This window comes from Marinobacter sp. BSs20148 (assembly GCF_000283275.1).
Lineage (GTDB): Bacteria > Pseudomonadota > Gammaproteobacteria > Pseudomonadales > Oleiphilaceae > Marinobacter > Marinobacter psychrophilus.
Genome location: NC_018268.1, coordinates 1,585,929 through 1,600,516, shown reverse-complemented (window position 1 = coordinate 1,600,516; position 14,588 = coordinate 1,585,929). Strand labels below are relative to the sequence as shown.

The 14,588-nt window shown below is 54.6% G+C and carries 13 protein-coding genes and 3 tRNA genes; 5 read left to right on the top strand and 11 right to left on the bottom strand.

The window, feature by feature from the left end; genetic code table 11:
• Positions 1–41: 41 nt before the first annotated feature.
• Positions 42–578: a DUF2058 domain-containing protein gene (locus MRBBS_RS07200; RefSeq protein WP_014870792.1), complete on the top strand. Its 537-nt coding sequence runs from the start codon at positions 42–44 to the stop codon at positions 576–578.
• A gap of 46 nt (positions 579–624) precedes the next feature.
• Here MRBBS_RS07200 and MRBBS_RS07195 read toward each other — a convergent pair whose 3' ends face one another.
• Genes MRBBS_RS07195 through MRBBS_RS07185 form a run of 3 tightly spaced genes read right to left on the bottom strand, consistent with a single transcriptional unit; the run spans position 625 to position 3,079 of the window.
• Positions 625–1,575 carry a biotin-dependent carboxyltransferase family protein gene (locus MRBBS_RS07195; RefSeq protein WP_014870791.1) on the bottom strand — a complete coding sequence of 317 codons (951 nt, stop codon included), beginning with the start codon at positions 1,573–1,575 and terminating at the stop codon, positions 625–627.
• Positions 1,572–2,342, bottom strand: coding sequence for a 5-oxoprolinase subunit PxpB (gene pxpB / locus MRBBS_RS07190; protein WP_014870790.1), 771 nt, complete (start codon positions 2,340–2,342; stop codon positions 1,572–1,574). The genes MRBBS_RS07195 and pxpB overlap by 4 nt, the downstream gene beginning before the upstream one ends.
• Entirely contained in the window at positions 2,342–3,079 is a 738-nt protein-coding gene (locus MRBBS_RS07185) for a 5-oxoprolinase subunit PxpA (RefSeq protein ID WP_014870789.1), read from the bottom strand. Before MRBBS_RS07185 ends, pxpB begins: the two co-directional genes overlap by 1 nt.
• A gap of 310 nt (positions 3,080–3,389) precedes the next feature.
• On the opposite strand from MRBBS_RS07185, the gene MRBBS_RS07180 reads away from it, so the two are divergent.
• The 4 genes from MRBBS_RS07180 to MRBBS_RS07165 all read left to right on the top strand — a co-directional run bounded on the left by MRBBS_RS07180 (position 3,390) and on the right by MRBBS_RS07165 (position 6,972).
• Complete coding sequence (locus MRBBS_RS07180) at positions 3,390–4,412, top strand: TRAP transporter substrate-binding protein (protein ID WP_014870788.1); 1,023 nt, start codon at positions 3,390–3,392, stop codon at positions 4,410–4,412.
• Positions 4,413–4,514: 102 nt separating this feature from the next.
• A complete protein-coding gene (locus MRBBS_RS07175) occupies positions 4,515–5,054 on the top strand; it encodes a TRAP transporter small permease (protein WP_014870787.1) in 540 nt (179 codons plus the stop codon).
• Between the two features lie 4 nt (positions 5,055–5,058).
• The gene (locus tag MRBBS_RS07170; RefSeq protein WP_014870786.1) at positions 5,059–6,363 is read left to right on the top strand and encodes a TRAP transporter large permease; all 1,305 of its coding nucleotides are present in this window, start codon (positions 5,059–5,061) and stop codon (positions 6,361–6,363) included.
• A gap of 51 nt (positions 6,364–6,414) precedes the next feature.
• Positions 6,415–6,972 (top strand): winged helix DNA-binding protein, encoded by a 558-nt coding sequence (locus MRBBS_RS07165; protein WP_014870785.1) that lies wholly within the window; start codon positions 6,415–6,417, stop codon positions 6,970–6,972.
• A 29-nt stretch (positions 6,973–7,001) separates the two neighbouring features.
• On the opposite strand, the gene MRBBS_RS07160 is transcribed toward MRBBS_RS07165, so the two are convergent.
• The 8 genes from MRBBS_RS07160 to csrA all read right to left on the bottom strand — a co-directional run bounded on the left by MRBBS_RS07160 (position 7,002) and on the right by csrA (position 14,493).
• The gene (locus MRBBS_RS07160) at positions 7,002–8,354 is read right to left on the bottom strand and encodes a sigma-54-dependent transcriptional regulator (protein ID WP_014870784.1); all 1,353 of its coding nucleotides are present in this window, start codon (positions 8,352–8,354) and stop codon (positions 7,002–7,004) included.
• Entirely contained in the window at positions 8,351–10,171 is a 1,821-nt protein-coding gene (locus MRBBS_RS07155) for a sensor histidine kinase (protein WP_014870783.1), read from the bottom strand. The genes MRBBS_RS07160 and MRBBS_RS07155 overlap by 4 nt, the downstream gene beginning before the upstream one ends.
• 114 nt (positions 10,172–10,285) lie before the next feature.
• Positions 10,286–12,466 (bottom strand): TRAP transporter permease, encoded by a 2,181-nt coding sequence (locus tag MRBBS_RS07150; RefSeq protein WP_014870782.1) that lies wholly within the window; start codon positions 12,464–12,466, stop codon positions 10,286–10,288.
• Positions 12,467–12,548: 82 nt separating this feature from the next.
• Entirely contained in the window at positions 12,549–13,526 is a 978-nt protein-coding gene (locus tag MRBBS_RS07145) for a TAXI family TRAP transporter solute-binding subunit (protein ID WP_014870781.1), read from the bottom strand.
• Between the two features lie 289 nt (positions 13,527–13,815).
• Positions 13,816–13,892 (bottom strand) — tRNA-Arg (locus MRBBS_RS07140).
• Positions 13,893–13,928: 36 nt separating this feature from the next.
• Positions 13,929–14,005 (bottom strand) — tRNA-Arg (locus tag MRBBS_RS07135).
• A 74-nt stretch (positions 14,006–14,079) separates the two neighbouring features.
• A tRNA-Ser gene (locus tag MRBBS_RS07130) sits at positions 14,080–14,169 on the bottom strand.
• Between the two features lie 126 nt (positions 14,170–14,295).
• Positions 14,296–14,493, bottom strand: coding sequence for a carbon storage regulator CsrA (gene csrA / locus MRBBS_RS07125; RefSeq protein ID WP_014870780.1), 198 nt, complete (start codon positions 14,491–14,493; stop codon positions 14,296–14,298).
• Positions 14,494–14,588: the final 95 nt, after the last annotated feature.

Below are 14,588 nucleotides of genomic sequence, written 5' to 3'. Positions count from 1 at the left end.
CAATAATAGCAGATTATCTTACCAATTAACGGAGTTACCCCATGGCGTCCCTGCAGGACCAGTTACTGAAAGCCGGCCTGGCCGACAAAAAAAAGGCCAAAGCGATTCGTAATGAAAAGCACAAACAGCGCAAACAGCAGCCCAAAGGCGCAGTGCAGGTAAATGAAGCCGAACAGCGAGTACAACAAGCACGGGAAGAAAAAACCGAGCGCGACCGTCAGTTGAATCAACAGCACCAGGCCGAGGCCCAAAAAAAGGCCATACAGGCCCAAATCCGCCAATTAGTGGGAACCAACCGACTGAATCGCAGCCACGGCGAATCCTCTTACCAATTTGTTCACGACAAGAAAATCAAGAAAATGTATGTGGACGACCTAATGGTCGACCAGCTGGCACGCGGCCGACTGGCGATTATCTGCGTCAGTGGCGAATACGAGATTGTCGCCGAGGGCGTAGCACGCAAAATCCAGGAACGGGACGCACAGGCCGTTGTGGTATTGCACGAGCGCACGAAAGACGACCTCGGCGACGATGATCCTTACGCCGGCTATGAGATCCCGGACGATCTCATGTGGTAACAAAGAACCTTAAAAGAGCCAGTGAATTTTTATATTTAACAATGAACTAAAGGGTCTTGTTAAAAAAATTCAGAAAGGCTTTTTCACGCCTTTGGGCCTCATACAGGGCCACTGGGCGGAACTGAAGCTGACTGCCCGGCTGGCGCTGGGCCAGCGCATCCAGGCTGCGGGGCGTTACGGCCCCCAGCTTCGGGTAGCCGCCGATAGTCTGGCGATCGTTCAGAAGTATGATTGGTAAACCATTGGCCGGCACTTGGACCGCACCCAGGCTGATGCCTTCAGAAATCAGGCGCTCGCCAAACACCTCTAACGCCGGGCCGTTTAATCTTGCGCCCATACGATCGCTCTGCGGGCTCAAGGTATAAGGCTGGGTGAAAAAGCTCTCCAGAGAACGGGAGGGAAAGCGCTCTATCTGTGCCCCCATAATTACATCCAGAATGAGTGCCTCGCGGTAATCGGGTATCCAGTCAACGGGCACTTGACGCTGCAGTGGCGGATTTTGGGACTGAGGCTCACAAGGCAGCAGGTCGCCGGCTTTTAACGGTTGCCCATCGCGATGCAGTCCTCCGGTTTTTTCCCTGTACAGGGTGGCGCAGCTGTTACCCAAACCTGCGGCAACGCTAAAACCACCGGCAACGGCCAAATAGCTACGCAGTCCGGCACGGGGCGCACCCAATGTCACCCTGTCCCCGGCTTTCAGCGACAGCGTGGCCCACAACGGCTGCGAGGCTCCGTTCACCGTGACCGTCACCTCTGCTCCGGTAATGGCAATACTGGCGTTCAACTGACTCACAAACTCAACTTGACCAAAGGTGATTTCTAACGCCGCCGCCCCGAAACAATTACCCAACAGGTAGTTTGCCCAAGCCCAGGCATGGCGATCCATAGCGCCGCCCGTGGCCAGCCCCAAGTGCATCACTCCACGACGCCCGGCGTCCTGAATCAGGCTCAGAAAACCGGGTTTTTCAATCAACAAACCGAGCTTGGAGTGCGTCATAACTTTTCCCCCTGCTTTTTAGCAGGCGCGCCTTGCTGTATGTCCAAACCCGGCTCCACGCCCCAGGGCAAATCGTCAAGGCGACCTCCAAGCTCAAGGTATTCGTCTTGTGCTATTGGGCGGAAGCGCACTGTCTGGCCGGCTTCCAGCAGGCTGGGCTGTGCCCGGGACTGATCAAACAGGACCAAAGGAGTACGGCCAATCAGATTCCAACCGCCAGGCGACACTATGGGATAAAGCGCGGTTTGGGTGTCGGCAATACCCAGAGTACCCGCCGGCACTTTTGCCCGCGGGTTGGCAAGCCGAGGCACACTCAACTCTTCGACCACCTCGCCCAGGTAGGCAAAACCCGGGGCAAAGCCAATGGCGAATACCTGATAAAGGCGCTCGCTGTGGCGGCGAATAAACTCTTCTACACTGAAACCGGCGCGCTGCGCCAAGCGCTTCAGATCCGGCCCGACGCTGGGGTGATAAAACACCGGAATTTCAATAATCTCTGATTCAGCATCAACTTCCCCGATGGCATCGGGCAGCTGGTTCAGCACCTCACTTACCTGCCCCATCAAACTGGCCAAGTCGTCCTGCAACACATCATAACGCAACAGCAGCGTCGTGTAAGACGGCACCGCGTCCAGTAATCGCGGGCCGAGGCTTGATTTTAAAGCGATTGCAGCACAGTGAATCGGGGCCACCAGAGCCGCATCGATACGCTGGCCAAAATGCAGGGTAACGGTATCTATACCGCTGATGTCATAGCGCCACTGCATCACACCAGCTTCCTGAACGCGTCACGAATCGCCCGCACCGCGACCACAGACTCAGGGTTGTCACCGTGCACACACAGCGTGTCTGCTTCCAGATGCAAGGCTTTGCCTTCTATCGACTGAATGCTCTGACCACGGGCAAAGGCCAGTGCCTGCTGCACAATTATGCTGGAGTCGTGGTGCACGGCACCCGTCTGGCTGCGCGAAACCAAATATCCGGCGCTGTCATAGGCGCGATCGGCGAAAGCTTCCAGCAACAACGTTACGCCGTGTTCCGCGCATAGCTGTTTCAGGCGCTGGTTGTCCGCTGTGGTCATGGCCATCAACGCCAAGGTTTGCGGCGATTGCGCCAGCGCCTCGAGGATTGCGCGCAGTATGACCTCGTCGCGCATCATGTCGTTATACAGCGCGCCGTGGGGCTTTACATAGATCAACTGGCCACCCTGGGCCGCGGCGATCTGGGCCAGAGCGCCCACCTGATACAACACCATGGCGTGAATTTCATCTGCTGCACACGCCATAGGCCGGCGACCAAACCCCTGAAGATCCGGATACGCCGGATGCGCCCCCAGTGTGACCCCGTGTTGCAACGCCAAGCGCACGGTATTGAACATAACTCGCGGGTCGCCAGCGTGAAACCCGCAGGCGATGTTGGCCTGGTCAATAAACGGCATGACCTGATCATCCAGACCCATGGCCCAGGCGCCGTAGCTTTCACCGATATCGCAATTCAATAGCATGTGAGCCTCCGGGCTTATGGCTGTTATAAGTTGTGGCTGTAGCGAGTGATCGCTGTCATGAGTGGCGACAAGCACGGGAACAAATTCATCCGTTACCCACCCTCTATACAACCAATTTATAGATAAATTATCAGCATTACAAAGTGAATTTACGTATATTATTTTTATAAATAGTTTGACACATCGCCAGCCCATAGCTAATTTTAGCTCACGAGGCACATTAAGACGGCTTTATCGCCGCGCTTTACGACTCACTGGAAACAACAACATCGGCTGACGGCTCCAGCGTCAGCTCCGGGAGGCAACACCTATGCAAAACGCCACAAAAACCGTTCACTTACCCGTTAAAAAAGGCTTCAGCCTAAAACGCGTTAGTGCCACCGTGGCAGCCGCCACGCTCAGCTTTATGGTAAGCGGAGTACAAGCCACCGAATGGGACATGCCCACGCCCTATGGCGATTCCAACTTCCACACCGCGAACATCCGCCAGTTTGCTGATGAGGTGCGCGACGCCACCAACGGCGAACTGAACATCACGGTGCACAGCAGTGGCTCGCTGATCAAACACCCTGAAATCAAGAACTCAGTCCGCCGCGGGCTGGTGCCTATTGGCGAGTTGATCATGTCGCGCCTGGCCAACGAAGACCCGCTGTTTGAAGTCGACTCGGTGCCGTATCTCGCCAGTGATTACGATCAGGCCTGGAAGTTATGGCTGGCCTCTAAAGACGTACTGGCGCAGCGCTTGGAAAGTCAGCGTTTGAAACTGCTGTTTGCGGTGCCGTGGCCACCACAGGGCATCTATACCCAGTTCGCAATTGAAAACGGCGAAAAATTGAAAGGTGTAAAAATGCGTGCCTACAACAAGTCCAGCGAGCAGCTGGCCGACTTGCTGGGTGCAATTCCTACTCAAGTAGAAGTGCCAGACATTCCCACCGCCTTCGGCACCGGCCGTGTTGACGCCATGATTACGTCGCCGTCGACCGGGGCCAACACCCGCGCCTGGGATTACCTCAGCCACTTTAACCACGCCCAGCTATGGCTGCCAAAGAACATGGTTGTGGTAAACGCCAAGGCTTTCCGCAGCCTGCCTGAAGCGACCCAAAAAGCGCTGGAAGACGCCGCAGCCGTCGCTGAAAAGCGCGGTTGGGACGCCAGCAAAGAAGAAACCGATACCAAAATCAAGATCATGCGAGATAACGGCATCGTTGTGTCAGAGCCCTCTGCGCAGCTGATAGAACACCTGCAAAAAATCGGCGAAACCATGACCGAAGAATGGCTTGAGCGCGCCGGTAGCGACGGCCAAGCACTGCTAGACGCTTACCGCCAGCGGTAGTAACACCCCCGTAATGGCACGAAGCTTTCGTGCCATTACGCATTTATTCATGCCGGCCCTGCAGCAAATGTGCACGTGTGGGCAAAACACAGGAACATCACCATGCGCAGGGCTCTGGACGCATTCTATCGGTTGGGGGGCGCCCTTTCCGCAATTAACCTGACACTGATCATGGTTATGATTGTGGTACAGGTACTCAGCCGGGTACTTGACGAATTACTGGCCTGGCTGGGTTTCAGCCCGCTGGGACTGAACGTGCCGGGGCTGGCTGAGCTGGCGTCGTTTATGCTGCTGGGCGCCACATTTTTTGGCCTGGCCTACACCTTCTGGCAGGGCGGACACATTCGCGTGACTCTGCTGTTACAACGTCTGCCTCAATCTGCCCACCGCGTCATGGACGTTCTGGCTCTGCTATCCGCTGCAGCCATTACTGCCTTTGCAGCCTGGCACAGCGCTTGGCTGACGTGGGACAGCTACGATTTCGGCGATCTGTCCATTGGCATGGTGCCGGTGCCGCTGTGGATTCCACAGGCGGCCATGGTCATGGGCCTTTTATGGCTATTAATAGCCCTGTTAGACGCCCTTGTGTCGCTGCTCAGCGGCCGCATAGCCCAACTTCACGACGAAGCACCCCAGGAGTAAGCCCGTGGAAATGATTTGGATGAGCCTACTGCTTCTGGTGTTGCTGCTGGCATTGCTAGGTGCGGGTTTGTGGGTGGCGTTTTCGTTAACGGCCATCGGTTGTATATCGCTGTATTTTTTCAGCAACGTTCCCGTGGGTGACAGCCTGTCGACCGCTTTCTACAGCGCCAGCGTGTCTTGGGAACTGGCCGCGTTACCGATGTTTATCTGGATGGGTGAGGTGCTATTCCGCTCGCGCCTGTCCGAAGAAATGTTCAGCGGCATTGCGCCGTGGGTGGGCAAAGTCCCGGGAAAATTACTGCACACCAACATTCTGGGTTGTGGCATTTTCGCGGCGATATCGGGCTCGTCCGCCGCTACAGCGGCCACCATCGGCAAAATGTCGATACCGGAGCTTACCCGTCGCGGCTATAACAAAAACCAGATACTGGGCACTCTGGCCGGTTCTGCTACCTTGGGGCTATTAATTCCACCCTCGATCATCCTGATTGTTTACGGCGTGGCTACCGAACAGTCCATTGCTCGTTTGTTTGTGGCCGGTATTCTGCCCGGCATCATGCTGATGCTGCTGTTTGGCGGCTATGTCATGATCTGGTCGCTGCTGAACCCGGATGGCATCCCGACGGGCGAAGCCGAGCACCTGTCTTTTCGCGCCAAACTTCGTCGTAGCCGCCCGCTGATTCCGGTGATGCTGCTGATAGTTGGTGTGATCGGCTCTATCTATGGCGGCCTGGCCTCGCCCACCGAATCCGCTGCCGTTGGCGTAGCACTGGCTCACCTGTTGTCGTGGAAAGGCGGCTCCATGAACCGTGATACCTTTACCAGCGCGCTGATGGGTACGGTAAAAACGTCGTCCATGATTGCCTTCATACTGATGGGTGCGCATTTTCTGACCACCTCAATGGCCTTTACCGGTATCCCTCGTGAACTGGCTTCCTGGATCAACACCCTGGACCTTTCACCCAATATGCTGCTGATAGCGTTGACCCTGTTCTTCATTTTGCTGGGCTGCTTTCTGGATGGTATTTCCGTAGTGGTACTGACGACCTCTGTGATTCTGCCGATGGTGGAAGCCGCTGGCATTGACCCGCTCTGGTTTGGTATCTATCTGGTGATTGTGGTGGAAATGAGCCAGATTACGCCGCCGGTTGGCTTCAATCTGTTCGTGATTCAGGGCCTGACCGGGGACAATATTTTGCGCATTGCCTGGGCCGCTTTGCCCTATTTCCTGCTGATTCTGAGCGCAGTGGTACTCATAACGCTGTTCCCTGCCATCGTCACGTATCTGCCCAGCCAAATGGGCAGGTAAGACAACACAGCACTGACTAATCATGATTGTTAACAACGGTGACATCACGTTATGAAAACAAAAAATTCGGCGAACGGTTCTGGCGAGAGCGCAAAAGCACGGCGCAATGTTGGGCCTATTGTGTCCTCTGCCCACCTGGCCTCTGGCCGTGCAGTGGAGCTTTCAGAGTTGGAGTTTGGCCTTATTGTGGCCGGCAATGCCTTTAATCGCTGGATGGTGCGCTGTATGAATGCAGCCGGGCTGCATGACTTAAGCCAACTAGACGTGCTGGTGCTGCACAGCGTGAACCACCGCGATCGCGCAAAAAAATCCGCCGACATCTGCTTGGTGCTCAATGTGGAAGACAGCCACACCGTCACCTACTCCCTGAAAAAACTGCTTAAACACGGCGTAGTGACGTCCGAAAGGCGCGGTAAAGAAACCTATTATTCAGTGACTGAAAAAGGTGACGATGTGTGCAAACGCTACGCCGAAATCCGTGAAAACTGTCTGGTGGATTCACTGCGAACGCTGGGATTTGCCAACAGCGATCTAGGCGAAGTGGCTAGTTTTTTGCGCGGAATTTCCGGCCTATACGATCAGGCCGCGCGCTCGGCGGCCTCGCTGTAAAAGCCTGTAGAGCAGCAAGATGAAAATCTTCACTCTTTGAATTCGGCCTTGTCCAGACCGTGTTTTTTCATCTTGTCGTACAGGGTTTTGCGTGCAATGCCGAGTTCAACCATGGTGTCTTTGATGCTGCCATGGCAGGCATTCAAAGCACTAATTAATGCCAGGCGTTCAAAGCCGTCCATTAGTTCTGCCAGTGTGCGGCGGCCATTCACGTTGGTATCTTGAGCCGTGTCGGTCTCGTCCAGAGCCGCCGGGCCCAGCAAAACATAGCGTTCGGCCAGGTTTCGCAGCTCACGCACGTTGCCGGGCCAGTCGTGGTGCGTCAGTTTAGTTGCCTGGCCCGCGTTCAGCGGGATACTTTCGCGGTCATAGCGGGCCGCTGCAATCAGCACAAAGTGGTGAAACAGCGTTGGAATGTCTTCCTTGCGCTCGCGCAATGGCGGGATATCCACTTTCACCACATTCAGGCGGTAGTATAAGTCGGCACGAAACACACCCTGGTCGCTGAGGGTTTTCAGATTGGATTTGGTGGCGGCAATAATGCGTACGTCCACCTGCTGCACCTGGTTGCTACCCAAACGCTCAACCTTCTGTTCTTCAAGCACCCGCAGCAATTTAATCTGCAGCGGCATCGGCATGCTTTCCACTTCATCCAGAAACAGCGTGCCCTGGTGGGCGTGCTCTATTTTACCAATACGGCGTTTTTCCGCACCGGTAAAGGCCCCCGCTTCGTGACCGAACAGCTCACTTTCAATCAGATTTTCCGGCACCGCACCGCAGTTAATCGCGACAAAATTATGGCTGCTGCGCCGGCTGTTTTCGTGAATGTAGCGCGCCAGTGCGTCTTTTCCCGAACCGGTTTCGCCATACAGCAAAATGTTCGCAGAAATGTCCAGAATCGGATCAATTGTGGCCATCACTTTTTGCATAGTGGCCGAACCACCCAGAATTCGCGGGCCGGGTTTTGCCAGCTGCTTTAACTGGGCCTTCAGGCGCCGGTTTTCCAACGCCAACTGACGCTTTTCCAAAGCGTGGCGCAGCAGTTCCACCAGCTCTTCCTGATTGAACGGCTTTTCGATGAAGTCATAGGCACCTTTCTGCATCGCACTCACCGCAGTGCTGATATCGCCCTGCCCGGTGAGAATGATGACGGGTATGGTGTCGTCAAGCTGCTGCAAGCGGCTGAGCAGCTGCAGGCCATCCATTTTCGGCATATTGTAATCGCACAAAACAACGCCGCTATAATCGCGATCAATTTGCGCCAGTGCATCGGTGGCATTGTCAAAGCAGCTCACCGCCAAATCATCCAGAGTCAGGGCCTGGGCAATGGCTTTACGTATATCCGGCTCATCATCCACGAAGATTACGTCAGTTTGACTCATACCGGGGTGTCCCGCTTTTTCAGTGTGAATTCAAATTCCGCGCCATTGCCACAGCCATCGCTGCGATTGCGGCCGCTTAAGCGGCCGCCCAGCGCATCAACAATCTGGCGCGAGATGGATAGCCCCAGCCCAAGGCCCTGCTTAACCGGTTTAGTGGTGTAAAACGGTTCAAAGAGCTGTTCGGTATTAGCTGGCAGGCCCCCGCCATTGTCGCGCACCCGGCACAGCCAATAACCCTTATGCCCCACCACGTCTATGGTGATAGCCGGCTGCGCGCACCCCTCTACCGCATGCACTGCGTTGGCCAGAAGATTCACCAGCACCTGCTCAATGCGGATTTGGTCACCATGGCACCACACTGGCTGCACCGGCCGCTGCCACTGAATGTCAATATTGCCGCTGCTTTTCTGCGCCGCGATGATTTTCAAAGAAGCGTCCACCGCCGGGCGTAAATCGACAATACTGGGTGGCCCTTCGGATTTGCGCGCGAACACTTTGAACTGGCGAGTCAGTTCTGCCATTTTGTCACACAGCAGCACGATCTCTGCCAAGTTGGCGTCTACCATATCGCCGGCACCTTTTTGCAGAAAGCGCCGGCTATTGCGGGCGTAGGTCTGAATCGCGGTCAGCGGCTGGCTCATTTCATGGTTCAAGCCAGCCGACATCTGCCCCAATACCGCTAGCTTTGCGGCCTGTATCAGCTCTTGCTGGGTTTCCCGCAGGTCAGTCTGGGCTTGCTCTCGCTGCTGTATCTCTTCAACCAACATCTGGTTAGAACGCTCAAGGTCCGCGGTGCGCTCAGCCACGTTCAACTCCAACTGCTGGCCTCGCAGGGCCAGTTCGGCTTCGCGGCGATAGCGTTCACGCATGTACAGCCAGGTCAGCAACACCCCAAAGTAAAGCGCCATGCCTGCAAGCACAAAACCCAGGCGTATCCAGATAACCGACTGGGTACTCACCATTATCTGTAGCGTCCAGTCCATTCGTGGCAGCGGCGTGCGAACACTGAGGTATTCATGGCCACCGCCATTTTCACGAACGCGAACGGTGCCAGACTGACCTGACAAGCCCCAAGGTTTATCCAGATAATCGAGTTGAACCGGTTCCAGGTCCCGCTCTGGATAGCGTCGGCGCGAGGCCTCGCCGGGTGCAGGACTATCGCTGCCAGTAAAGTCACGGAACAACCAACGGGGCTGGCTGGACAGAAAACTGACTCCTGCAGTGTCCAGCACCAGCATTTCTGCTTCGCGCCTTAAGGACGGCCGTACCCACTGAGATTCCAGTTCATCCACCAGCACTTTTACCGCCACGACTCCCAGCACCTGCCCCTGTTCGTCACGAACCGGATGGGAAAAATACAGGCCGCGCACCCCTGAGGTGGAGCCCAAAGCGAAATAAATAGCAGAACCGCCTATTTCGATCGCTTCGAAAAAATACGGCCGGAAACTGAAGTTGCGACCGACAAAGCTGCCGGCTTGCTTATAATTATTGGCCGCGATAGTCAACCCAGACATATCCATCAGATACACATCTGAGCCGCCTACAATGGTGGCCATGCGTTGCATTTCCTCATTGGCCTGCAGAATAACATCCATATTGTCTGGGGCGCTCAACGCCGTCGCCAGCAGCGGATGCTCGGCCATCAATTCGGGAATGGGCAGGTAACGATTGAGCTCATTGGCCACTAACTGGCGATAACGGAAAGATTCCACCAGGCTTTCCTGCTCTACCTGGCGGTAGCCTACCCAACCGCCAAGAATCCAGGCCGCTGCAAGCACCACCAAAAACACCACCACAGCGCCAAAACGGAAGAACATACACTGGCCTCTAAAACACCATTAAAAGCACCGTTAAAACCCTCAAGGAGAGCGCCAAGCCGGCACAATACAACACCACTTATGGGTTATTCTGCACCGGCTTTGCGCCGAAACTCAGGCTATTGCCGAGCGTTCACGACGCTGGCGCTGAATGATATAAGCTGCGACCGCCATACCGATACCCGTCAGATCCGTTAGCCAGCCGCCCTCAATCATCAGCAAAGCCGCTGTAATCAGCACTATGCGTACGACCCACGGCGCTGAAACCTCGGCAAACCAGCCCAGCACACCGCCTGACAGGATATAAACCCCAAACAGCGCGGTGATCAGCGAACGGACAATTTCAAACCATTCGGCGTTCATCAGCAAAGCCCCATTATAGAAGAACATAAACGGAACAATGAAGGCAGCAATACCAATTCGGAACGATGCCACCGAGGTTTCCATGGCGTTGGCCCCGGAAATACCGGCTGCAGCGTAAGATGCCAGAGCCACCGGCGGAGTAATCGCGGAAACGACGGCAAAGTAGAACACGAAGAAGTGCGCCGTTAGAGGTTCGATACCCAGCTGTACCAGCCCCGGAGCTACCACCGACGCGGCCACCGCATACGCGGCCGTGGTGGGCATCCCCATGCCCAGCAAAATGGAAATTAACATGGCAAAGATCAGTGCCAGTAATTGGCTGGTCGCGGCCACGTCCAGCAGTAACACCGAGAATCGCGCGCCCACGCCAGTCAGCGAGATAACGCCCACAATCACGCCAGCTGCGGCACATACCACGATAATCTGGATGGCCATGTAAGACGCCATTTCCAATGCCTTCAGAATAAGGCCTATGCCCATTTTGTTGGGCGAAAACCAACTCACCACCGCAGCGGAAACGGTGGCCAGGGTACCGGCACGAATCACCGAATAGCCCATAAACAACGCCACGATCAGAATAATAATCGGCACGAACAAATAGCACTGCTTGATCAGTTTGCGCAATTTTGGCAATTCATCTTCGCGCATGCCACGCATACCGGTTTTGGCGGCTTCAAAATCCACCATGAAGTACACCGAGGCGAAATACAAAATCGCCGGAATAATCGCCGCAATCGCAATTTCGGTGTATGGAATACCGGTAATTTCCGCCATGATAAAGGCGCCTGCGCCCATGATCGGTGGCATGATCTGGCCGCCGGTAGACGCAGCTGCCTCAACCGCACCCGCAGACTTTTTGCTGTAGCCGACTTTTTTCATCAACGGTATGGTTAAAGAACCGGTTGACACAACATTGCCGGCACTGGTGCCGTTGATCATGCCCATCAGGCCAGAGGCAAAAATGGACACCTTGGCGGGCCCCCCGCGGGAGCGGCCAGCGATGGAAAAAGCAAAGTTTACGAAGTAATCACCCACTTTCGAAGCCTGTAAAAACGCCGCGAAAATGATGAATAGAATAATGTAGGTAGATGACACAGCGGTGGTGGGCCCAAGAATACCGGCGTCGGTATAAACCTGGCTAAAAAAGCGCTGTACCGACAAACCCGGGTAGCCCAGAAAGCCCGGCAGATACGGCCCGGCAAACACATAAACCAGGAACACCAAGCCGATAATAACCAAGGCCAGGCCAGCCATACGACGAGTCAGCTCCATTATCAGCGCAACACCGGCAACTGCAGCAAAGGAGATACCAATTGGTGCAAACGATGTACCCGTCGCCATCCGCATAGAGGTGTTATAAGCCACCAGAAAGTAAGCAGCTACCGCAATTGAACACACCACAAGTACCAAGTCCGGCAGACTGAAACGCGAGCGTTCACGTTGGTGAAACCAGCTCATAAAAATCGTCACGCCCGTTACAGCGAGCAGCGGCCAACCGAAATGCCAGGTTTCCAGGTTAACGGGAATGCGCAGGGCGCCGTCTTGCACCATTTGCGAAAACGTGAATACCTGGTAGCACACATAGAGCGCTGGCAGCATCGCAACAGCGCTTACCCAAGTGGTCCAGCGATGGCGGGCGCCGCCCTCTTCAGCGGACACAAAACGGGCACCGGCGAAGAGTATGAAGCCTAGTATCAGGGCGCCAGCGATGTGCACAATCCGGAAAGACCAGGTTTCCAAAGGCGCAATATTCAGGGCATAAAGATGAAACGACGAGTAACCAATGGCCAACAGCGTTACAAACTTCAGCAGGTTACCTTCAAACAGGCGGCGATTATTTTCTATGGGCTCTTCGTCCACATCATGAGCAAGCACATGATCTGTGCTCTCCTCTATGTCAGAGAAGTCTTTGGGTTTTTGTTCGAGGGTCATGGGATATCCTGCCAGCGGGCAAATCGGAGCCGGCAAGCAGCCGGCAAATTAACCGGAGGCGCAGGCGCCTCCGGTGGTAGCGTTACTTGATGTTGCTTTGCTCGATGGTGTAACCGTTTTCATTGAACCAACGCGCCGCGCCTTTGTGCCACGGCAATACTTTGTTCTTGGTGTAATTTTCAGGAATGGAGAATTGAGCTGCCTTATGGATCGACACCATTCTCTCGTTGTTTTCCATGGTCAGCTTGGTAATTTCATACACCAGGCTCTCCGGAACGTCGCAATTGGCCATGGCGAAGTTCCACATAGACACTACGCGAGATTCCTTTTCCAGCGACTGGTAGGTATTGGCCGGAATGATAAATTCGGATACAGGGAAGTTATCAACTACTTTTTTTGCTTCAGCGTCGGTCATGCCAATGATGTTCACATCGGTCTGCACTTCCAGCTGACTGACCGCAGGAATCGGGATACCGGCGGCAAAGGCGACGACATCAATCAGGCCGTCCTGCAACTGGGTACCCAGGTCTGACCAGCTGCCATTGCGGCGTTCGAAGTTCACACCCAACGTTTCCATCATGCGCGGAAAGTAGGTGTCTGAGGTGGAGCCGGCCGGGCCAAATCCGATGGTTGCGCCATCCGGAATGTCAGAAATAGAGGTAATGCCCGAGCTGGTCAGGGCCGTTACGGAAAACGGCGTTTCGTACATGGGAAACATGGCGCACACGTTGTCCATTTTCATGCCAGGCGCTATTGGGCTGTTGCCCTCCATGGACTCCCGTGCAGGGCCCATGGTGGTCAGACCAAACTTTAGATCGCCGGTGTGTACCAGAGCCATATTCTGCATCGGGCCGCCGGTGATTTCAGCGCCGCCTGACACGCCCAGGTTTTCTGCGACAAAGTTGGCCCATCCAGCACCGTACGCGAAGTAGGTACCACCCTGACTGGCGGTGCCTACTGTGAAGTTGTCAGGCCAGCCTGCCCTATCTTGGGCGACGACCGGATTTGCAACGGCCAGCGTGGAGGCGAATGCCACTGCCATAACGACTTGGGTTTTCATAAAGAAGGCTCTCCGATTCATTGTGTTGTTTTAGTATTCAACGAAGCCCGCACGGCCCCGCGTGACATCGGATTATGCAATGACTGGGCCATATAAATATTAATCATATAAAACATATAGCTATGTTAAATATAGGTTTTTTTTGGATCTTAAATGGGTGAAAAAAGACACATTTGAAAGAAATAAGGAAGAAATAAGGGTAAGTAATGACACCTACGGTGAGATGCGAAGACCCAATGCAAAACGCCCCGATCTGCGTTTCGCACATCGGGGCGTTCTGGTCGTAATTTGGTGCGGCTGGGAGGATTCGAACCTCCGACCGCCTGGTTCGTAGCCAGGTACTCTATCCAGCTGAGCTACAGCCGCTAAAACTTGGGTGTTCACACATCTTAACTTAAAAAGTGGTGCGGCTGGGAGGATTCGAACCTCCGACCGCTCGGTTCGTAGCCGAGTACTCTATCCAGCTGAGCTACAGCCGCACATTGATCACTTTCATTTCTTTGGTTGACTGCAATATCAACCTGTCCTCTTTCCTCTTTCCTCTAACAGGAAATGGCGGAGAGGGAGGGATTCGAACCCTCGGTACACTTGCGCGTACGGTTCCTTAGCAGGGAACTGGTTTCAGCCACTCACCCACCTCTCCTTGAGGACGGGGCGTATACTACCACGTTTTTTATGTTTTCATAGGGTTGAACAATTTTTTTTACATTAGATGTTCTTTAAAACAAAAAGCCGCTCCGGAAATTCGCGAGCGGCTTTTTTTGACCGACTAGTGATTGCCCGGCTCAGCCTCATCGGAGCTTTTCTCCGCCTGAATGCGCTGGTAGATCTCTTCGCGGTGAACAGCGACTTCTTTCGGTGCATTCACACCAATCCGTACTTGGTTTCCCTTTACCCCAAGCACAGTGACGGTTATCTCGTCACCGACCATCAAGGTCTCGCCTACGCGGCGCGTTAAAATCAACATATCCCTACTCCCTCTGAAAAAGCGACCCGTTCTTAAATAGGTGCTTCGTACGCGCACATTTATAACGGAGTTAGGCGTCCTCCCGAAACCGCACA